The sequence below is a fragment of the Pseudoalteromonas sp. NBT06-2 genome (assembly GCF_002276045.1).
Taxonomy (GTDB): Bacteria; Pseudomonadota; Gammaproteobacteria; order Enterobacterales; family Alteromonadaceae; genus Pseudoalteromonas.
Window position 1 is genome coordinate 12,480 of sequence record NZ_NQMR01000081.1, and the last position, 21,498, is coordinate 33,977.

Annotated in this window: 22 protein-coding genes and 1 pseudogene; 13 read left to right on the plus strand and 10 right to left on the minus strand. The window is 35.3% G+C overall.

Features of this window, described 5'->3' with window-relative positions:
• Positions 1-148: 148 nt before the first annotated feature.
• Positions 149-1,258, plus strand: coding sequence for a phosphoribosylaminoimidazolesuccinocarboxamide synthase (locus tag CJF42_RS15745; protein ID WP_095367606.1), 1,110 nt, complete (start codon positions 149-151; stop codon positions 1,256-1,258).
• On the opposite strand, the pseudogene CJF42_RS28675 reads toward CJF42_RS15745, so the two are convergent.
• The 6 genes and pseudogenes from CJF42_RS28675 to CJF42_RS15775 form a co-directional block, all read right to left on the minus strand.
• Positions 1,245-1,456 (minus strand): annotated as a pseudogene (locus tag CJF42_RS28675) (hypothetical protein). The gene CJF42_RS15745 and the pseudogene CJF42_RS28675 overlap by 14 nt on opposite strands.
• Positions 1,457-1,953: 497 nt before the next feature.
• On the minus strand, positions 1,954-2,316 hold the full coding sequence (locus tag CJF42_RS15755; RefSeq protein WP_095367607.1) for a PilZ domain-containing protein: 363 nt from the start codon (positions 2,314-2,316) through the stop codon (positions 1,954-1,956).
• A gap of 151 nt (positions 2,317-2,467) precedes the next feature.
• Positions 2,468-3,655 carry a vWA domain-containing protein gene (locus tag CJF42_RS15760; RefSeq protein WP_095367608.1) on the minus strand — a complete coding sequence of 396 codons (1,188 nt, stop codon included), beginning with the start codon at positions 3,653-3,655 and terminating at the stop codon, positions 2,468-2,470.
• An 18-nt stretch (positions 3,656-3,673) separates the two neighbouring features.
• Positions 3,674-4,510 (minus strand): AAA family ATPase, encoded by an 837-nt coding sequence (locus tag CJF42_RS15765; protein ID WP_095367609.1) that lies wholly within the window; start codon positions 4,508-4,510, stop codon positions 3,674-3,676.
• A 428-nt stretch (positions 4,511-4,938) separates the two neighbouring features.
• Positions 4,939-5,160, minus strand: a complete 222-nt coding sequence (locus CJF42_RS15770) for a hypothetical protein (protein ID WP_095367610.1) — start codon at positions 5,158-5,160, stop codon at positions 4,939-4,941.
• A 41-nt stretch (positions 5,161-5,201) separates the two neighbouring features.
• Complete coding sequence (locus CJF42_RS15775) at positions 5,202-5,489, minus strand: hypothetical protein (protein WP_095367611.1); 288 nt, start codon at positions 5,487-5,489, stop codon at positions 5,202-5,204.
• A 236-nt stretch (positions 5,490-5,725) separates the two neighbouring features.
• On the opposite strand from CJF42_RS15775, the gene CJF42_RS15780 reads away from it, so the two are divergent.
• From CJF42_RS15780 to rpoS, 10 genes are all read left to right on the plus strand, one after another.
• Positions 5,726-6,199, plus strand: coding sequence for a DUF2947 family protein (locus tag CJF42_RS15780; RefSeq protein ID WP_095367612.1), 474 nt, complete (start codon positions 5,726-5,728; stop codon positions 6,197-6,199).
• 94 nt (positions 6,200-6,293) lie between these two features.
• Positions 6,294-6,911, plus strand: a complete 618-nt coding sequence (locus CJF42_RS15785; RefSeq protein ID WP_095367613.1) for a hypothetical protein — start codon at positions 6,294-6,296, stop codon at positions 6,909-6,911.
• 30 nt (positions 6,912-6,941) lie between these two features.
• Positions 6,942-7,232: a cell division protein FtsB gene (gene ftsB / locus CJF42_RS15790; protein ID WP_095367614.1), complete on the plus strand. Its 291-nt coding sequence runs from the start codon at positions 6,942-6,944 to the stop codon at positions 7,230-7,232.
• Position 7,233: 1 nt separating this feature from the next.
• Positions 7,234-7,962 (plus strand): 2-C-methyl-D-erythritol 4-phosphate cytidylyltransferase, encoded by a 729-nt coding sequence (gene ispD, locus CJF42_RS15795; RefSeq protein ID WP_095367615.1) that lies wholly within the window; start codon positions 7,234-7,236, stop codon positions 7,960-7,962.
• 2 nt (positions 7,963-7,964) lie between these two features.
• Positions 7,965-8,468, plus strand: a complete 504-nt coding sequence (gene ispF / locus CJF42_RS15800) for a 2-C-methyl-D-erythritol 2,4-cyclodiphosphate synthase (RefSeq protein ID WP_095367616.1) — start codon at positions 7,965-7,967, stop codon at positions 8,466-8,468.
• Complete coding sequence (gene truD, locus CJF42_RS15805) at positions 8,468-9,511, plus strand: tRNA pseudouridine(13) synthase TruD (RefSeq protein ID WP_095367617.1); 1,044 nt, start codon at positions 8,468-8,470, stop codon at positions 9,509-9,511. The genes ispF and truD overlap by 1 nt, the downstream gene beginning before the upstream one ends.
• A complete protein-coding gene (gene surE, locus CJF42_RS15810; protein ID WP_095367618.1) occupies positions 9,511-10,278 on the plus strand; it encodes a 5'/3'-nucleotidase SurE in 768 nt (255 codons plus the stop codon). The genes truD and surE overlap by 1 nt, the downstream gene beginning before the upstream one ends.
• The gene (locus tag CJF42_RS15815; protein ID WP_095367634.1) at positions 10,268-10,915 is read left to right on the plus strand and encodes a protein-L-isoaspartate(D-aspartate) O-methyltransferase; all 648 of its coding nucleotides are present in this window, start codon (positions 10,268-10,270) and stop codon (positions 10,913-10,915) included. The genes surE and CJF42_RS15815 overlap by 11 nt, the downstream gene beginning before the upstream one ends.
• 62 nt (positions 10,916-10,977) lie before the next feature.
• Positions 10,978-11,799, plus strand: a complete 822-nt coding sequence (locus CJF42_RS15820; RefSeq protein WP_095367635.1) for a peptidoglycan DD-metalloendopeptidase family protein — start codon at positions 10,978-10,980, stop codon at positions 11,797-11,799.
• Positions 11,800-11,886: 87 nt separating this feature from the next.
• Positions 11,887-12,834: an RNA polymerase sigma factor RpoS gene (gene rpoS, locus CJF42_RS15825; RefSeq protein ID WP_502694795.1), complete on the plus strand. Its 948-nt coding sequence runs from the start codon at positions 11,887-11,889 to the stop codon at positions 12,832-12,834.
• A gap of 97 nt (positions 12,835-12,931) precedes the next feature.
• On the opposite strand, the gene mutS is transcribed toward rpoS, so the two are convergent.
• Positions 12,932-15,514, minus strand: coding sequence for a DNA mismatch repair protein MutS (gene mutS / locus CJF42_RS15830; RefSeq protein ID WP_095367620.1), 2,583 nt, complete (start codon positions 15,512-15,514; stop codon positions 12,932-12,934).
• Positions 15,515-15,538: 24 nt separating this feature from the next.
• Between mutS and CJF42_RS15835 the strand changes: the two genes are divergently transcribed.
• Both CJF42_RS15835 and recA read left to right on the plus strand, forming a co-directional pair.
• Positions 15,539-16,030, plus strand: a complete 492-nt coding sequence (locus CJF42_RS15835; RefSeq protein WP_095367621.1) for a CinA family protein — start codon at positions 15,539-15,541, stop codon at positions 16,028-16,030.
• A 144-nt stretch (positions 16,031-16,174) separates the two neighbouring features.
• Positions 16,175-17,209, plus strand: coding sequence for a recombinase RecA (gene recA, locus CJF42_RS15840; RefSeq protein WP_095367622.1), 1,035 nt, complete (start codon positions 16,175-16,177; stop codon positions 17,207-17,209).
• Positions 17,210-17,907: 698 nt separating this feature from the next.
• Here the strand turns inward: recA and CJF42_RS15845 are convergent.
• The 3 genes from CJF42_RS15845 to CJF42_RS15855 are packed head-to-tail and all read right to left on the minus strand — an operon-like array spanning position 17,908 to position 21,439.
• Positions 17,908-18,546: an SCO family protein gene (locus CJF42_RS15845; RefSeq protein ID WP_095367623.1), complete on the minus strand. Its 639-nt coding sequence runs from the start codon at positions 18,544-18,546 to the stop codon at positions 17,908-17,910.
• On the minus strand, positions 18,543-20,792 hold the full coding sequence (locus tag CJF42_RS15850) for a heavy metal translocating P-type ATPase (protein ID WP_095367624.1): 2,250 nt from the start codon (positions 20,790-20,792) through the stop codon (positions 18,543-18,545). The genes CJF42_RS15845 and CJF42_RS15850 overlap by 4 nt, the downstream gene beginning before the upstream one ends.
• On the minus strand, positions 20,792-21,439 hold the full coding sequence (locus CJF42_RS15855; protein WP_095367625.1) for a c-type cytochrome: 648 nt from the start codon (positions 21,437-21,439) through the stop codon (positions 20,792-20,794). Before CJF42_RS15855 ends, CJF42_RS15850 begins: the two co-directional genes overlap by 1 nt.
• Between the last annotated feature and the right edge of the window lie 59 nt (positions 21,440-21,498).

Here is a 21,498-nt window from a genome sequence, read left to right on the forward strand (position 1 = left end):
ATTGGTATTAATTAAATATTTGAATGAAAAAAATTCAGTGAGTAATGAGTAAAATATATTCATAGTTCTGCGTGCAGAGATTGTGATTTGATTGATACTGGCTTAAAATACGCCGCTTAAAATTGATGATTATCCTTTCGGAGAAACAATGAGCACTTATAAAGTTTTAGACGTTAATGATGATTTACCTATTCGTACACTCGGTGATGTTCACAGTGGTAAAGTTCGTTCTGTTTACTGGTTAACGCCAGAAGATAGTGCTCGTTTAATCGAAGATAAATCTTACGGTATTCCTACTGATACGCCTTTAGCTATTATGATTATTTCAGATCGTATTTCTGCTTTTGATTGTATTTGGCAAGGTGAGAATGGCTTAAATGGTGTGCCAGGTAAAGGTATTGCGCTAAATAGCGTCGCCGCACATTGGTTTCAAATGTTTGATAAGGCCGGTCTTGCAGGTAATCATATTGTTGATATTCCACATCCTTATATCTGGATTGTGCGCAAAGCTAAACCTGTTATGGTTGAGGCTATAGCTCGCCAATATATTACTGGTAGTATGTGGCGTGACTATGCTAAAGGTGAAAGAAATTTCTGTGGAAATCAATTGCTTGAAGGTTTAGAGTCAAATCAGAAATTAGACAAAGTGTTAATCACACCTTCAACAAAAGGTATCATTACTGGTGTTGCCGAAATACCTGAAGTTGATGATGTAAATATCACGCGTAAAAATATTGAAGATAACTTAGATGTTTTTAATTTCAAATCAGTAGATGATGTCTCTCAATATGAGAAGTTATTAACCGAAGGTTTTAAATTAATTTCTGATGAACTTGCGAAATTAGATCAAGTATTTGTTGATACTAAATTTGAATTTGGTTACGTATCTGAAATCGACGGCTCTGAAAATCTAATTTACATTGATGAAGTCGGTACGCCGGATTCTTCGCGTATCTGGGATGGTCCAGCTTTTCGTGATGGTAAAGTGATTGAGAACTCTAAAGAAGGTTTCCGCCAGTTACTAATTAATACAGTGCCTGATAGCGATATTTTATTAAATAAAGATCGTATGGATGAACGCTTTGATTTGGCTAAAGGCTACAAGTTACCACTCGATGTGATGATGAGTATATCTGATACTTACACAGGTATCGCATCTAAGATCATAGGTAAAGAGATTGTGATCCCTGATGATCCTAGAGCCGAAGTGATTGAGTTATTAGATAAAGAATATGGTTTAATTGTTAAACAAGCCTAGGGACTGTTGATCTTTCGAGATTACTTTTGCAGCAATTGTTGGGCATTTATACAAGGCAGAGGCTTTGTCATGTGGTTGTTCCACATAAAAAGGCGATAACGCAGTAAAAATGCCCAACAAACGCTGTCCGAAGGATTCGGCTAAAAGCATTTTATTCTTTGTGGAGTCGCATTTACTTAGAATGACTAGGCTACACACTACTCGCCGCGACTAAAATGCTTTTGTCTCGAACAAAATTTAACCCTGAAAGATCAACAGCGCCTAGAGCACCGATCAGTTTAAAATATAGTCACCAGCGAGAGCCAAAATTTTCGTAGACTAGGTAAATTTTTGTAGGTCTAGTTATTCTCCATCAAGAAAATTTAACGCAGTATACGGAAATTTTAGCCTCGCCCGCAGGGAATGGCCAAAAATCACACATGCTACGTTGTATCAGCTCGAAATAGCCCACTATTCCATTCACTAATACGCCTTGCTTGTGTGATTTTTGAACCATTCTGGTGTTCATATTTTAAACTAATCGGTGCTCTAGTATCTAAGCTTAATTTTAGTCAGTGACTTAAATTCAAGAGGAAACTTAAGGCTTAATATCGGTTGAGGTTGGCGATGACCCCGTAGTAGTGAGTCAAGCTTGGTCTATAAGAGCCTGTAAAGATGTGGAGGATAAAACCTCCTACTTATCAGCAATATATTCTCTACTCTGGGTGAGCAAGTGCATTTAATTCCCTATTTAATAATTCATCATCGCCAACATTTAGCTCAATTAAGCGTTTTAAATGAGTTGCACTGTCTATATCTATTTGTTCACATAGCAAACCAAGGTAATCATCTTTTTCGTGAACAACAGTGGTATTCATGGTGAGCTTAATCTCACTTTGTTCGAGTTGGAAAGTCAACAAAACAGATTTCACTTCTTGGCTATTCCAGTCTTCAGGTTTTTTTACTAAGGCCCCCTTCAAAGATAAATCAATGAGTAGAGTTGACCAAACCTTATCCATATTTGAAAGGTGTGCAGGGGTTGAAAATATAATTCGCGTAAAATGACGTCTATTTTGCATAATGAAAACTCATAAATTGATTAATATAAATTGAAAGATAAATTCAATTTATCAATGGGTTGAAATTACTATCAAATAGATAGTTCAATTAATACCTTAAGAATAGTCTGTTTTATCATGACTTGATAGTCAATATCATGACTTTAAGCAATCAAGTTAATTTATTTATGCCTTCACTGATCCCCTCTAATGTTAAAGGGAACATTCTATTTTTCATGAGATCTTTAATCATGTTGATTGAATGATAATAACCCCAATGTTCTTGTGGTTGAGGGTTCAGCCAAATCGCTTTTTCAAAGTGATTGATGATTTGATTTATCCACACAGATCCAGGCTCTTTATTCCAATGCTCTACACTGCCACCAGGATAAGAAATTTCATAAGGGCCCATCGTTGCATCGCCAACAAATATGACTTTGTAATCTTGGCCAAAACGATTAATGAGTTCTAATGTACTTAATGTTTCTTGGTGTCTGCGATTGTTATCTTGCCAAACATGTTCATATAGACAATTGTGAAAATAGAAGAACTCCAAATATTTAAATTCATTATGGGCTGCACTGAATAGCTCTTCACAAGTTTGAATATAATCATCCATTGAGCCGCCAACATCAAAGAACATAAGCACTTTAACGGCATTGTGGCGCTCTGGTTGCATTTTAACGTCTAACATGCCACCTTGTGCTGCAGTTGCATTGATAGTTGCATTGAGATCTAATTCATCACTGGCTCCAGCTCTTGCAAACTTTCTCAATTTTTTGAGGGCTAACTTCATGGTACGAGTGTTTATTTGTGCATTTGAATCAAAGTTTTTAAACTCTCTTTTATCCCATACTTTTACTGCTTGCCTATTTCGATTGGCATCTTGGCCGATTCTTATCCCCTCGGGGTTATAGCCGTAAGCACCAAAAGGTGAGGTACCGCCTGTGCCGACCCATTTATTACCGCCAGCGTGGCGTTTTTGCTGTTCTTCGAGTCGCTCTTTCAAGGTTTTCATTAATTCATCAAGACCCCCCATAGCCTTAATTTTATGCTTTTCTGCTTCGGTTAAGTGTTTCTCAAACTCTTTTCGTAACCAATCGGCTGGCAGTTCATTTTGTTGTTTGAGTTGCTCAAATATATCTATATTTTCAATGCCCTCAAAATAGTGGGCAAAGGCTTTATCAAACTTATCAAATTGAGTTTCATCTTTTACCATAATGGTTCGAGCTAAAAAATAAAAAGCATCAATATCGGCAAATACAGCACCTTTTTCTAAAGCGCGTATCAAATCTAATAATTCACGCATACTTACAGCAAGGCGGTATTTTTTTAAAGTAAGAAAAAACTCAATTAGCATAATATTAACTCTTTTGGATTATCTTCTGCTCATAAAAGCAAGCTTTTCTAATAATGTAATATCTTGTTCATTTTTAAGGAGTGCGCCAAACATTGGCATTAAACCGCCTTTATTCGTTTTATCTTGCAGTGCTTCAGGTGAGATATCTTCTGCAAGCAGTAATTTAAGCCAATCAAGTAGTTCACTGGTTGAAGGTTTCTTTTTAAGGCCATTTACTTCTCGTAAATTAAAAAAAGCTTCAAGTGCCGCAGTGACTAAATTTTGTTTTATATCTGGATGATGTACATCTATGATTTGTTGCATTTCAGTTGTAGTTGGAAAGTTAATATAATGGAAGAAACAACGACGTAAAAAAGCATCTGGAAGTTCTTTTTCGTTATTTGAGGTGATAATTACAATAGGTCTTTGTTTGGCGACAATGCGCTCTTGAGTTTCATAAACATGAAATTCCATTTTATCTAATTCAAGTAATAAATCATTTGGAAATTCGATATCCGCTTTGTCTATTTCATCAATTAATAAAACGGGGCGTTTTGTTGCATCAAAGGCTTGCCACAATTTCCCTTTAACGATGTAATTACCTATATCATTTACTTTTTCATCACCTAATTGACTATCTCTTAAGCGAGATACTGCATCATATTCATATAATCCTTGCTGTGCTTTAGTGGTGGATTTTATATGCCACTGAATCAAATTTGTTCCTAAAGCTGCCGCTAGTTCTTCGGCTAACATGGTTTTCCCTGTACCGGGTTCACCTTTTATTAATAAAGGTTTTTCTAACAGGATAGCCGCATTAACGGCAAGTTTTAAAGATTTACTAGCTATATAGTTTTGAGTGCCATTAAATTGCATGGTCAGTACCTTAAAGTGGTCAGATGAGGTAATCATCCCATATTTTTTGTTTTTTGTTGATAACTTTTTATGTGGTGCATTGGAATATTTATACCCATTACACCTAAGAATGTGCGATTTCAGCGAGAATTAAACAGGATTTAGGTAAGGCATTAATTGAAGATAATGGTTGTTCCCTTATCAAAATTAATAACGCACATAAATCCTGTTTAAACTCGTCGAGGCGTCGCTTCTGAGCAAACCCGCTTCATTGTTGCGTTGGTTCCACAGGTGCCTATATTCCTGCATAAATACGCCTTGAATTGAGCTCGCTCAGAGAGCTCTGAAACATGCATTTTGAAGTAGTATGGGTATAGAATGTGTTTTTAATATTTACAGATAAAAGGTAGGTTACTTGTAAATATTTAGGTCTAAATTTAAACTAAAAGTTAGAAATTTCCTAGAAAGCTAGTCCAAAAATCAACACCATGAAGTCTCTTAAATACAAGATCAAAATCTTCAATAGAGTCTTCTGTTACATCTTTTATTAACGACTCTGAGTTTGAAATGATAGAAGTTGTTTCATGATGACTAGTTGCAACGAGAGTTTTTGTTTTTACATCAATCAATTTAGCCATAATATCAGCTTCAGCGTAACTACTTCTAGTCATAGGCTTTGAATTTATGTTGGCAATGAGTATTCTTTTGGCATTTATTTTTTTGCAAGTGTAAATAGTGCTTTATTTTTACCATTTTCATATGCTTCTATTAATTTATGATCTTTAAGTAACATCATAATTAAGCTTGGTGGAATGACTTCTATTTGTGAGCTTGTAGCGAAGTGATGTTCAAATTTCACTTCAGAAATATGTGCCTTTTCACCATTAAATGGCGCAATAATTACTTTTGGCCACTTTAAGTTTTGATAACGATCGTTAAATTGAATATTGGTACAGCCAATAATAGTCAAGCCCAGTAAAGCAAGAAGAACATTCTTCATTATAATTCCATGTAAATTAATGATTAATAAATTGTAGTGTATTACATCACATATTTTTGTTGTGTTAAATATATTACTTTATGTATTTTTAGCATAAAATTAACAGAGTTAAAAAAGTAAAACCAGTTGGTTAATCGTTTCAATAAACATACGGGCAACGAAATTATTATTATTTTTTCTGACTAATAATCGGTATACTAGATAAGTTTGTTATTTCTTTATTAAGCATATATTCAATGAACTATATTTCGTTAAATGATTACAAAAAAGCATGGGTTTTTCGTCATAAAGACTTACCTATAGAGTCTGATGATTTTCTTAAAATTAAACCTATGAGTGAAGCCCGTTCTGCAAATCTTTGGGCGAGTTTTATTAGTAATGAAAATGATCACCCTGATTTTTTTAAACCTTCTGATTGGCCTGGCAATGATAATAATTGGTCTCAAAGTATTGAGTGGGAAAAACTATGGGATCAAGATGAAGAGCATCTTCCTGAAGAGTTGATTGAACATTTAAATTGGGATAATAATACCGTTATTTATTTTTGTATTAGCCGCCGTGATGTTATTGAAACCAGTTGGAGTATTTTTAAGAGATATTGGAAAAACTTTTTATTTATGAGTGATGGCAGTATTGTGATAGGAAAAAAACGTAAAGAAGCAGCTCAATTTTTAGAAAATGGTCAAGTAAAGCTTGGTATTAAACCTTAAGCTAAGTTGTTGTTTATTTAGACTCTGATAAAACGTTCTTTTTTTAGGCTATTATGATATAACTAAATACTAACAAAAGCTTGGGGTTAGCTCATTGTCAGAACAGCTTAAATTGCAATCAGATTTACTAGCTAAAGGCAAAAATCATTTAGCCTATATTGAACTATGCAATGCGTTTTATGCTAGAGAAGTAATACGGTTAAGTCGAGAATCAGATCAAAGTAAACTTAGAAGATTGTTAGCAAGCTTGCCCTATTATATAGAACGTGTATCTGTGCATATTTTACAAGGGAATAGTCCCTTACAACTTGATGGGCAAAATGGATGCTGGATAGCAAAGCAAAGTATAAAGTTCCCAAGCCTTGATAAAGAGAAAAATAGGCGATTTTATACACAAAAGTCATTTCCTGGTTTTATTTTACCTTTAGCTGTACTTAATGAAGGTGAACTAGTCATTAAAATAGATTGCTTAGATCAAGTTTATAAAGATAAAATTCATTGTAATGAACATGGTTGGTTTGATTTTTCAGGCCAAGCATTAGATAAGCAAACAGCATATATTATGAAGCCAACAAAATTAGTTATGACAGCCGCTTGTTGTGGTCATAGATGGCACCAAGGAAAAAGAGCAATGCCACGTTTATTATCTTTGAGGGAAATGTTATTAGCTGCGCGGATTAACTGGCATAACTTTAATAAACCACTTACTTAGGTTAGCCCCTAAATAATCGGAGAACCCGTAATGAGGCTATTTCAAATAGGGTTACTGTGCTTATTTCTTCTTTTGCAATATAAACTATGGTTTGAGCATAATGGTGTAAAAGATTATACCCGCTTACAAATTGCAGTTACGAAACATCAAAAACTGAATGAGGAGCTGACAAAACGTAATAAATTGTTAGAAGCAGATATAAAGGACTTAAAAACGGGTTTAGAGGGAGTTGAAGAACGTGCACGAAATGAGCTCGGTTTAATTAAACCAGGAGAAACTTTTTTTCGTTTGTTACCAAATAAAAAGACTTATAAAGAATAAAATGACTAAAAAAGCTAACTTGAATATCGCTGCAATTGTGCCTGCTGCTGGTATTGGCAGTAGAATGCAGAGTAATTTACCTAAACAATACTTAGTAATTAATCAAAGAACGGTATTAGAGCACACTTTAGATAAACTTACCCAAATTCAAAGTATCAATCAAATTAGTATTGCTATTAGCTCGGATGATTTATTTTATAATCAACTTAATATAAATGACGCTAAAATTAAAACGGTTATAGGTGGGAGCACTAGAGCTCTTTCTGTATTAAATGCACTTGATAATTTAAAAAAAAATAATAAAAATCAAATTGATTGGGTATTAGTTCATGATGCGGCTAGGCCATTAGTTTCCCCTAATGATATTAATAAACTAATTGATATGGCTGTTTTACACCAAAAAGGGGGGATTTTAGCTTCAAAAGTTAAAGATACCATCAAAAAAGCTAATAGCGCACAGCAAGTTGAGCATGTATTAGAAACTGTTCCAAGAGCTGCATTATGGCAAGCGATGACGCCCCAAATATTCAAATTTGATCAGTTACATCAAGCATTATCAGATGCGCTTGCAAAAAATATAGAAGTTACTGATGAAGCATCTGCTATGGAATGGGCTGGATTTGACGTAATCTTGATACCTGGTCGTTCTGACAATATCAAAATAACCACACCTGAAGATTTGCAGTTAGCGAGTTTTTATTTATCACAAACAAATAATATATTGGAGTAAAAATGCTACGCATAGGCCATGGTTTTGATGTACATAAATTTGGTGGTAAAGGACCTTTAACAATTGCTGGTGTCAAAATTGACTATACACAAGGCTTTATAGCTCATTCAGATGGTGATGTTGCGATTCATGCCTTATGTGATGCTATTCTAGGTGCACTTGCATTAGGTGACATAGGTAAGCATTTTCCAGATACCGCCAGCGAATATGAAAATATAGATAGTAGGATCTTATTACGCCATGTTGTAGGTTTAGTTAAAAATAAAGGTTATGGCTTAGGTAATACAGATATTACTATTGTTGCACAAGCGCCAAAAATGTTACCTCATATTGAGAATATGCGATCAATTTTAGCTGCTGATTTAAATGCAGAAATATCTCAAGTTAATGTAAAAGCGACAACAACAGAGCGATTAGGGTTTGAAGGACGTAAAGAAGGTATTTCAAGTCATGCCGTGGTAATTTTACAAAAACTAAACACTGATAAAGAGTTAAGTAATCGATAATGAGAGATTTAAATTTTAATGACCTAAATTATTTATATGGTAAGCCTTTAGCGCAAGCTGATTTTAAACAAGAAGTAGAAGACTTTATTGTTGATGAAGTACTGGGTTTTGAACTTACTGGAGAAGGTGAGCATGTTTGTCTTAAAATTGTGAAAAAAGGTGAAAATACTCAGTTTATAGTTAAAAAGCTGGCTGAGTTTGCACAAACTTCGCCAAAAAACGTCAGTTATGCAGGTCTAAAAGACAGACATGGTGTGTGTAGTCAGTGGTTTAGTGTTCCTGTGCCTATTAAAAGAGACATAGACTTCACCAAGCTTAATAGTGACAACCTATTTGTATTAACACAAAAGCGGCATAGCCGAAAACTCAAAATAGGTTGTCATAAAGGTAACAAGTTCACAATTAGATTAAGAAATGTCACAGATCCATTAGATGTTTTATGTCGTATTAATGCGGTTAGAAGTGGTGTACCTAACTATTTTGGAGCTCAAAGATTTGGTCATGGTGGTCATAATTTAGATATGGCAAAACGTATGTTTTCTGGTGAAAAGATCAGAGATCGAAAATTAAGAGGTTTAATTATTTCTGCAGCTCGCTCATTCGTATTTAATCAAATTGTCGATCTTAGAGTAACAGCTCATGGATTAGCAAAAACACTACCGCAAGAAGTATTTATGCTCAGCGGCAGCAATGCTTATTTCAAAGAAAATATTAATACTGAAACAATCGATCGTTTGGCAAGCGAAGATATTTGTTTATCAGCACCTTTAATTGGATTTGGTGATAAAGGTTTAACAGATCTAGAATTAATATGGCTTGAAGATTATAAAGAGTGGCGAGAAGGTTTAATTGAACTGGGTTTAAAAACAGAAAGGAGAATCTTGAAGCTTATACCTAAAGGTTTGACTGTTACTCAAGAAAATGAAACAGATTTAGTATTGGAGTTTGAGCTTAATAAAGGGTGTTATGCAACGGCTGTATTACGTGAGTTAGCTATTTGTACGGATACATCTTTAAAAAAAAATATTGAAAAGGAAGTGTAATGAAAATTTTGTTAAGTAATGATGATGGCGTACATGCAAAAGGTATTCTTTCTTTATACCAAGCATTATCAAAAATTGCAGATGTGACCGTTGTAGCACCTGATAGAAACTGTAGTGGGGCAAGCAATTCATTAACCTTAATGAATCCACTAAGAGCTACAATTTTAGATAATGGCTTTATTTCAGTCAATGGTACACCTACAGACTGCGTTCATTTAGCACTAAATGAACTGTTAGATCATACGCCAGACTTAGTTGTTGCAGGTATCAATAATGGTGCTAATTTAGGAGATGATACCTTGTATTCAGGTACCGTTGCTGCGGCAACCGAAGGACGTTATATGGGATTACCTGCTATAGCAGTATCTTTGTGTTCTAAAAAAGAAGAAAATTACGATACAGCAGCATCTATAACAGTTGATTTGATCTCTGAATTGGCATCGCATCCGTTACCTAATGATCAAATAATAAATATCAATGTGCCCGATATTCCTTTGTCACAATTGAAGGGGCTAAAAGTAGCAAGATTAGGTTCTAGGCATAAAGCTGAAACCATGAGCAAACAAAAAGATCCTTGGGGCAGAGAAATATATTGGTATGGCACTTTAGGTGGGGAATTAGATGCTGGAGAAGGTACCGACTTTTTTGCTGTAAACCAAGGTTACGCATCAATTACACCTTTAAATGTGGATATGACAGCTAAAAACAGTCTGAAAGTAATGAAGGGATGGATAAATAAAATGGAGCTTGAAGGTGTTGAAGAATAATTACCCGGAACAAAACCGTAACGCCCATGCTTTAGCACAAAAGCTATATGAAGAGGGGATTAATCATCAAGCGGTATTGGATGCGATAGCTTCGATACCAAGACATGATTTTATTGATACAGTACTAACTCATAAAGCTTATGAGAATACGGCATTACCTATCGGATTAGGTCAGACGATATCTCAACCTTATATCGTAGCTAAAATGACACAAATCTTATTAGAGCAAGGTGTTAAGGCTAAAGTGCTTGAAATTGGCACTGGTTCTGGCTATCAAAGTGCGATTTTAGCAAAAGTATTTAATGAAGTTTATTCAGTTGAACGTATTAAATCTTTGCAATGGCAGGCTAAGCGTCGGCTACAAAATTTAGATATTTATAATGTGAAAATGAAGCATGGTGATGGTTGGCTTGGCTGGAAAAATAAAGCACCTTTTGATGGTATAATTGTGACCGCAGCAGCATCAGAAGTACCAACAGAGCTGCTTTATCAGTTAATTGATAATGGCATTTTAGTTGCACCTATTGGGGAGAGTGAGCAAAAACTGGTGATGTTTAAGCGACAAGGTGATCGCTTTATACAGCAAGCCTTAGAAGCTGTCAGGTTTGTTCCTTTAATTCCAGGTGATCTCGCTTAACAACGATAGGTTTTTTTGTTATTCCATAAATTTATCTAATAGGAAATGATTCTTACTTTATGATGCGCATAATACATATTATTTTTATCAATTATTTATGCCTATCGATTGTTGGTTGTAGTCAAAGAGTAACGCCTGCGCCTGTTTCTAGCCTTTCTTCAGGTCATACCAGTTTGCAACAAAAAATTAAAATAAAGGGTGGTAGTTATATTGTGAAGAAAGGGGAGACACTTTATGCTATTTCTTTTAGAGCAAATAAAGATTTTAGAGATCTCGCTAAGATCAACGGAATCTCTAAGCCTTACAAGATTTACCCTGGACAAAAGCTCAGGCTAAATGCTTTGTTAAATATAAAGAAAAAGGCACATCATCTCCCTGAAAAACCAGTTTTATCTACAAGTTATAAACAGAAAAATAACAACATGTCAAAGAAAGATCTTGTACAGCCAAAAAAAGCGGAGTATGTTGAAAAACAAGCTAATAATTTATCAAAAACAAAAAACACACAATATGCTAAAAAAGTTGTATGGCAATGGCCTGCAAAAGGTAAGGTAATTAGACGTTTTTCGAATAAAGATAATGGTTTTAAGGGTATTTTGATTGCTAATAAACGCAATACGTCAATAAAAGCAGCATCTCATGGTACTGTTGTATACGCTGGAAGTGCTTTAAAAGGATATGGGCAATTAATCATAGTAAAACATAACGATGATTATCTAAGTGCATACGCTCATAATAAACGTTTATTAGTTATGGAAAAACAAGAAGTAAAAGCTGGGCAATTAATAGCAGAGATGGGTAGTAGTGATGCCAAAATGACAGGGTTAAGATTTGAGATCCGTTATAGAGGTAAGTCAGTGAATCCTGTGAAATACTTGCCATAGCATTAGTTTAATGTGTTATACGTATATATTTCACTGCTTAGGAGAATGCTTATGGGTGATACAGCTGAAACTATTAAGGATATAACTATGGCCGTCAAAATGAATGATGTAATTGGTAAAGAACCAAATGATTCAATTCTTGAAAAAGTTGAGCAAGAAGAAACTAAAGAACAGAGCACATCGAAAGCTGAAGTTGTTAAAAATTTAGATGCTACTCAACTTTATTTAGGTGAAATTGGCTTTTCCCCTTTATTGTCAGCACAAGAAGAAGTTTATTTTTCACGTAAAGCCTTGAAAGGCTGTGAAGCCTCAAGAAAACGTATGATTGAAAGTAATCTTCGTTTAGTGGTTAAAATTGCGCGTCGTTATAATAATCGAGGTTTAGCATTATTAGATCTTATTGAAGAAGGAAATTTGGGTTTGATCCGCGCAGTGGAAAAATTTGATCCAGAACGTGGTTTTAGGTTTTCCACTTATGCGACATGGTGGATAAGGCAAACCATTGAACGTGCAATAATGAATCAAACCCGTACCATTAGATTACCCATTCACGTTGTAAAAGAATTAAATGTTTATTTAAGAACAGCTAGAGAATTAACGCAATCTTTAGATCATGAACCCACAGCAGAAGAAATAGCTGCGAAACTTGACCGCCCGGTTGAAAGCGTTAATAAAATGCTTCGTTTGAATGAAAGAATAGGCTCCGTTGATACACCAATAGGTGGGGACTCAGATAAAGTTTTATTGGATATTCTTGCTGATGAGAAAAGTGGTGGTCCAGATACTCGTATTCAAGAAGATGATATTAAAGATAATATTATTCACTGGTTAGAAGAATTAAACTCTAAACAAAGAGAAGTTTTAGCGCGTCGATTTGGCTTATTAGGTTATGAGCCATCAACCTTAGAAGATGTAGGTAAAGAGATTGGTTTAACACGTGAACGCGTTCGACAAATTCAAGTTGAAGCATTAAGACGATTAAAAGAAGTATTAAGTCACCAAGGTTTAAATATAGAGTCTTTATTTCAACAATAATTCATGTGACATTTAAACAGCTTAATAAATGTCACTGCATAAACTAAAAAGGTTTACTTATTTAAGTAAACCTTTTTAGTTTGATTGCTTAATTATTTTAAATGAGATCTTTTAGTTTATACAATGTTTGTAGGGCTTCTCTGGGTGTCAAATTATCAAGATCTAATTCAGATAGTTCATCAATTGCAGGATGTGTTATTTCCACTATAGGCAATACTGTTTTATTAGAACCATTACTCGTAGGGAGCTCACTGACACTTAGATGATTTTCTAGCATATGTAGTTTATGTTTAGCTTGTCTTATAACTGGCTTTGGTACGCCAGCAAGTGAGGCTACTTGTAAACCAAAACTCTTACTTGCGGCCCCATCAAGCACTTTATGCATAAAAGCAATAGTATCATTATGCTCTACAGCATCTAAATGCACATTTGCAAGCTGTGGTAATTGTTCTGGTAGTTCAGTTAATTCAAAATAGTGAGTGGCAAATAAAGTTTTTGCTGAAATTTTATTTGCTAAATACTCTGCAGTTGCCCAAGCTAAAGATAAGCCATCATAGGTACTTGTACCACGTCCAATTTCATCCATTAAAACCAGAGAATGTTGAGTGGCATTATTTAGAATATTAGCAGTTTCTGTCATTTCAACCATAAATGTAGAGCGTCCTGAGGCTAAATCATCACTGGCACCAATGCGAGTGAAAATACGATCTACTAATCCTATTTTTGCAGAACTTGCTGGTACAAAACAGCCAATATGTGCCATCAATACAATCAAAGCTGTTTGGCGCATATAAGTTGATTTTCCTCCCATATTTGGGCCTGTAATTATCAACATTTTACGTTCTGGAGATAGTGAAATAGGGTTTGAGATAAATGGGTCTTTCATTACTTGCTCAACAACAGGGTGGCGACCTTGTTGAATATCAATTATTTGTTCATCAACCAATGTTGGTTTATGATAATTAAGCGTTTCAGCACGCTCGGCAAAGTTATTGAGTACATCAAGTTCACTTAATGCTGCAGACATGATTTGTAACTTTTCAAGATCCGGTGCGATTAGGTCAAATATTTCTTCATACAGTTTTTTCTCAAGGGCTAAGGCTTTACTTTGGCTACCAAGTACTTTGTCTTCATGTTCTTTTAGTTCAGGAATGATGTATCTTTCATTATTTTTAAGGGTTTGTCGCCTTACATATTCAACCGGAACTTGCTCTGAATATGCACGACTGACTTCAATATAAAAGCCATGAACACGGTTATAACCTATTTTTAATGTGGCAATTCCTGTACGTTCACGTTCTCTTTGCTCTAATTTTTCTAAAGTATCAGTAGCGCCTTGGCTTAATGCCCGCCACTCATCAAGTTCAGTATTATAGCCTTGTGCAATTACACCACCATCACGAATAAGCACGGGAGGATTATCAATAATTGCTTGTTCAAGTAGGGTTTGTAGATCAGGTAAAACAGGAGAACTTACTTTTATTTTTTGTAATCGTTTACTGCTAGTTTCAGATAAAAGCTGTTGTAATGGATGCAGCTCTTGTAAAGCATTTCTTAAACGGGATAAATCTCTTGGGCGTGCGGAGCGCAAAGCAAGCCTTGCAACAATACGTTCTATATCTGAAATGTTTCTAAGAGATTGATGAATATCTGGTGCTAGGCCGGTATCAATTAATTCGGATAAACTATTAAGACGATTATTAAGTGTTTTGTGGCATCGAGTTGGTGTATGGATCCAGCGTTTTAATAGACGTGATCCCATTGCTGTTGCTGTTTTATCGAGCACTTGAGCAAGTGTATTTTCTATTGAACCAGATAAATTTAAAGTGAGTTCTAAATTTTTTCTAGTTGCAGCATCTAATATTACATTAAGGTCATTTTTTTCTAAAGTAACAGCTCTGATATGTGGTAATGCAATTCTTTGCGTATCTTTTACATACTGCATTAAACAGCCCGCAGCGATTAACCCTGTTTTAGCTTGCTCAACGCCAAAGCCGATTAGATCTTTAGTTTCAAATTGTTGACATAAAAGCTTAGTCGCAGTGTCTAAATCAAACTCCCAAATAGGTCGCCTTCTACAGCCTTTAAATATTTCAATTAAATGAAATGATTTAAAGTTTTCAGGGTAAAGTAATTCAGCTGGTTGAATGCGTTGTAAACTCGAGTTTAGTGTTTCTTCATCATCAGCCTCTAAAATATTAAATTGCCCAGAGTTGATATCTAAGTAAGCAAGACCAAATTGACCATTATCATTTTGCCACACAGCACTGAGTAAATTGTCTTGCCTTTCTTGTAATAGTGCTTCATCTGAAATAGTACCGGGTGTCACAATGCGAACAACCTTTCTATCTACAGGTCCTTTGCTGGTGGCTGGATCACCCACTTGTTCACAAATAGCAACTGACTCACCCATTTGTACTAAGCGTGCTAAATAATTTTCAACCGCATGATAAGGAACACCTGCCATAGGGATAGGATCACCGCCTGCTTTTCCTCTATGAGTTTGTGATATATCGAGAAGTTGCGCAGCTCTTTTTGCATCATCAAAAAATAATTCATAAAAGTCACCCATGCGATAAAAAAGCAATATCTCTCGATGATCTTTTTTAATTCGCAAATATTGCTGCATCATAGGTGTTTGTTGGCTTATAGTATGGTCAGAAAAAAGATTGATTGACATAAAAATTATCTATTTAGGCTAAATATGGAATTACAACAAGATATTACAGATCTCGCAGCGCAGTTAGGACGTATTCTAACGGATAAATCACTTTGGATCACTACCGCAGAATCATGTACTGGAGGTGGTATTAGTTATGCATTAACAGATACTCCGGGAAGTTCCGCATATTTAGACCGCGCTTTTATAACTTATAGTAATAAAGCAAAAAATGAACTGTTGAATGTAAGTAAAAAAACCTTGCAAGATCATGGCGCTGTAAGCGAACAAACAGTAATTGAAATGGCACAAGGTGCTTGCAGGGTTACAGGTGCAAATATAGTAGTAACGGTTTCTGGTATCGCAGGACCTGGTGGCGCTACGAGTACAAAACCTGTAGGTACTGTATGGTTTTGTATTCGTTATCTAGATGAAAACTATACATATTGTGAAACATTCCCAGGTCGAAGGTCCGAAGTTAGAATGCAAGCTATTGTTTTTGCTTTAAAAAAATTAATAAAACATATAAATATATAAAATACTCTTGATACTGTGATTCTATACAGTATACTGAAGCCAATTAAGAATTGCCCTGTTATACCAAGTTGATTAAATTTATTCCTAACGCTCGCTGTATGGGAAATAACTTAATCAATTTGCTATTAAATCTTGGAGAATTAAATGAACGATAACAAGCAAAAAGCACTTAGTGCAGCAATGAGTCAAATAGAACGCCAATTCGGAAAAGGTTCAATTATGAAACTTGGCGATAGTAAAAGCATGGATGTTGAGACTATATCTACAGGTTCTCTTGCGTTAGATGTTGCTTTAGGTGTAGGTGGTTTACCTATGGGCCGTGTTGTTGAGATTTATGGACCTGAGTCTAGTGGTAAAACAACATTAACACTTGAAGTGATAGCTCAAGCTCAAAAAGCAGGTAAAACTTGTGCTTTTATTGATGCCGAGCATGCATTAGACCCTATCTATGCTCGTTCACTTGGCGTTGATACTAATGAGTTATTAATTTCTCAACCTGATACAGGGGAACAAGCTCTTGAAATTTGTGACATGCTAACTCGCTCAGGCGCAGTAGATTTAATCGTAGTTGATTCCGTTGCTGCATTAACACCTAAGGCTGAAATTGAAGGCGATATGGGTGATCATCATGTTGGTTTACAAGCACGCTTAATGTCACAAGCATTACGTAAAATCACTGGTAATTTGAAACAATCAAATACCATGATGATCTTCATTAACCAAATTCGTATGAAAATTGGTGTTATGTTTGGCAACCCTGAAACAACGACAGGTGGTAATGCGCTTAAATTCTACAGCTCAATTAGACTTGATATCAGACGTATTGGCGCAGTGAAAGATGGTGATGAAATTATTGGTAATGAAACACGCGTTAAAGTGGTTAAAAATAAAGTGGCATCACCTTTTAAACAGGCTGAATTCCAAATTACTTATGGTAAAGGCATAAATAGTCTAGGTGAACTAATTGATCTGGGTGTTAAGCACTCTATGGTTGAAAAAGCGGGATCTTGGTATAGCTATAATGGTAATAAAATAGGTCAAGGTAAAGCTAATGCTACTAAGTATCTCAGCGAACATCCTGAATCTGCAACTGAATTAGATACTAATCTAAGAAACTTATTATTAACGGGTGAGATAACTGTTGATGAAGAAAAATCGGATGTTAGTGAAAAAGCATAATAAATGATTGAATAAAGCTTTTTAAATATATAAAACGCAGCTTAGTCTGCGTTTTTTGTTGTTGTACAAATTCCGATAATTAAGTGACCACTCAGAATTTATGAGGTGTTACAATGCTAGGTATATCAGTGAATTCATGATTATTCACTTTAGAACTGACATAACAACGAAGTGTAAATTATCAAAAGCTCCTTTTAGCCTAATACCGATAAATTAAGAATTTAGTAAATCAGTTGACCGATCTTTTGAGTCGTTCACAATACTCTTTTTCACCTTGGTTTAATATTATTTTCCGTAAAAAATATTATGTTTGCTAGAAGCAAAATAATGAACTAATCCCACTCTTAAATATATTAATTTATCAAGATATTACCTATACCCAAGCCACTTGATAATGCTTGTTTCAGAATTTATTAGGTGAGTCAGCACAAGGCACATCATTTTAGGAATATTGCCTTTCAAACTGATGTAACGTAGTGATTACTTACCTGATAAATTCCCTACGGGCGGGTTTTAAATGGTCAACTACCGCGTTATTTATGTTGATAAGGGAATAACCATTACCTTCAATAAATGTCTTGTATTTGACCATTTAAACTCCCGCTGAAATCATGCATTTCCAAGTAGCTTAGGTATATATATTTTACAAATGCTATTTAGGTTAGATATATAGTGCCTTAAAGCACGTTAAAATTTAATTATCTCGTGATCGCTAAATAGTCTTGGCTGATCTGTTCCGCTGTTAGCATGTATGGGAAATTAGCAACATAGTTTTTATCAGGAGAAATTAAGAATATAGAACTTGAATGCTCTATGTCTAGGCTACCACTCTCGCTTTTTTTAATGCTATAACTTGCCCCTAAACTGCTAAAAAAATCACCTAGTTGTGCCTTTGTGGTGCTTAACCCAATAAAATCTTTATTGAAATACTCCATATAATCGTTGAGCTTTTCAATATTCTCGGGTGCAATATCGATACTTAAAAATGCGATTTTGGGTCTTTCATCGATAGGTATATTACTCAGGACGTTGTCAAGCTTTAGTAGTGTCATAGGGCAAATGTCAGGGCATTGCGTATAACCTAGTGCCAGCAAGGTCCAGTGATTTTTAAAGGCATCAGTTGATACCAATGATTCATCTGTTGAGACAAATTTAACAGACGCTAATGGCAACGATTTTGATAGAAAAAAACCATTAATGTTTAAATTTTTAACCGATGAAGAGGGTATAACTTTTGTATCGAAAAGATAATTTAGGCTTACTATCATAAACGTTGCTACGATTAACAAAATTAAAGCTAATCCTAAAAATATTGATCTGTTATTGGAGGTTTTCATAATTTATCCATTTTTTTACTAAAAAAGTAACTGTTAATTGATACCGAAAATGAACTAGCGACCATGGCACTGATAGCAATTAACGGCGAAATGTTGCCAAAAATCGCGACTGGAATGGCGATCATGTTGTACACAACTGCATAAACTAGATTGTATTTCATTAGTTTGTGATAGAGCTTCGCGAGGGGTAGCAGGGTTTTTAATGTTGTTAGATCATTGCTTAGCAGGCAAACCGTTGCGCTCATTTTTGTCAGTGCATTGGCACTTTTAGCCGCTACCCCAATATCGGCCTGCATTAATGCCAAGTTATCGTTCAGACCATCTCCAATAAAACCAACCACTTGCTGATTCTGCTGTCTGAGGGTAATTTGATTTTGTTTTTGTTCTGGGCTCATCGCGCTAAAAATGTTTTCACTGTTCAAACCCAACTGCTGAGCAACTTGTTGGCAAGTTGCTTGGTTATCACCACTTAGCATAGCGATATAAGGTATCTGTGCTGCTAAGTAGTCGATTGTCGGTTTAGCGCTGGTTTTCACACTGTCTTCAAATTTAAAAATGGCCACCAACTCATTGTTAATAACTAAGTAGCTTGCGGTATGCTCTTCGTTAGTGTTAATGATTATTTTTTGTTCTACAAACCATTTTTTTGACCCTAAGGCGACGTTCAAACTGGCATCATCATTGGTCCACTGCACGCCATATCCTAGCACTTCGTTGTAAGAGCCGAGCTTGCGCTCAGGCAAGATGTTCTCTGCTATATGCTGGCGAATTAAGTCGCTATAAATGTGGTTACTGTAATAAACACATTGATAAGCGTGTTGTAATACTTGCTCTAACGACCAGTCGGTATTCACTAGTTGAATAGTCATTAAAGTGGGTCGACCTTGAGTTAATGTACCTGTTTTGTCGAAATAAAATGCAGATAAATTACGGCCTTCGGCAAATGCGGCGTAGTTATTAATCACCAGTTTTTTCTTAATACTTTGTTGATTTAAAATCAATGATGCTAGCGGCGCGGCTATGGTTAAACTGCATGGACAAGCGATAACCAGCACACATAGCATGCGCTCGAAAGCTAATTGCAGATCAGAATAAACAGCGAATACGTAGATACCGGCAGTAAGTGCAGAGAAAAATATCAATTGCGACAACAACGAAGATAATTTATTAATTTTTGTACTGTTGCTTATTTGCTTCGCTTTGTTCATCAAAATTGTAGTCAGTTGATAATCAGTATTAGACTGTCCGGTAGCACATTTTGCACGTACCCTAATGGTTTGTCCTAAATTAACAAAACCAGCAGCTAATTCACTATGTTTTACATACTGAACAGGCGCTGATTCACCCGTGGTAATACTAATATCACACAGTGAAAATTCGGACAATAATTCACAATCAATAGGAACAACTTCTCCTAAATGAAGCACTAAAACATCACCCACTGAAATTGTATTTATAGCAATTTTTTTTAATTGTGCTGCGCTATTTTCATACAATACTGTTGAACTTTGGCTGAGTTCTATTTCTTCTTTTAGGCATTCCATTGCTTTGGCTTTGGTGTTTAAGTCTAAGGAGCGACCAAATAAATGCAATAGTATCAACATACAAGCGGTATCGAAGTAGACGATATCCATCTGCCACCACAAAAAATAGCAAGAAACGAAAAATGCTAACAATGCTGACGTTGATATTAACAAGTCTATATTAAATAGTAGGCTTTTAAGGGCATACCAAGCCATTTTATGGAAATGAAACCCGGCAGAAAACACTACAGGTATCGAAAAAATACCGGAAAATATATTTAGCAAATTTAGGACTTGTTGGCTTAGTTCATCTGGCTCGTGCAAATAGGTTACTATCGCACTTAACATCGACCACATGGAAAAAATAAAAGCAAAAAATAGTGTACTATAGGCTTGTTTTTTTTGTTGAACTAGCTGTTGTTGTCGAACATCAAGGCTTGCGTTGGTTACCTTATAACCAAGATTTTCAACGGTTTTTTCTATGATATCAAGAGCTGTAACATCTCCAATATAATCAATAATCATATAACTATAAGTAAAATTTACACTGACTGAATCAACCATTTTTACGGCTGCTATTTTGTACTCTAACGCCGCTGCACAGTTGCCACAAAATAATCCTTCAATCCAATAAATTGCTTTGGATATCTTCATCTGAGAGTGTTCAGGTGAACCAGCTTCAATTAGAGCAGCTGTTGAAGGGTTATTTAATGTGGCGGTCATTACTTAGGAGCTCCAACAAGCTCAACAAGCTGTACTTCATTAGTCCAAGATGATAATTGTTCACTATGTTTTACCAATGATGTTGCAACATCTTCAGCACTCACTTCTGTTGATTTATTGCTCCAAGCACCACGTATATAAGTAACTAAGGCCGCCAATTCAGCATTAGATAAAGATTGTCCAAATGCGGGCATTACGCCGTTATAGTCAGTACCCGCAACTGTTATTTTACCCATTAAACCTTTGGCAATAATTTGAACAGGTAATTCATAGTTAATAGTGGTTACCCATTTAGATGCGTCAAGTGGTGGGAAAACACTAGGCAGCCCTTTACCTGTTGATTGATGACATGCCGAACATTTTTCACTATAAATTGCTTTACCATCGATTTTTATAACAGACTTTTTAGCTACTGGGCTAGCAAGACTTTTAGCTATTGGTTCTACACTAGCAGTACTTTTAACTGCAGCTTGATTACTGGTTTGTGCATATTGCTTAATTTCATTGGTTTCTTCTACCGTATGACTAGTCCAAAAAATATAAGAAACTGCCCATAAGGTTAAACCTAGAATTAGCGCAGAAATCGAGTAGGGAATAGGATTATTAAGTTCTTGTGGATCGTTCTTTTCTCTTGATTGACTTTGCATAATTTACTCTCTTTGTTCTGAAGCGATTATTTGTTATTAAATGTCTTGACCTAAGGACG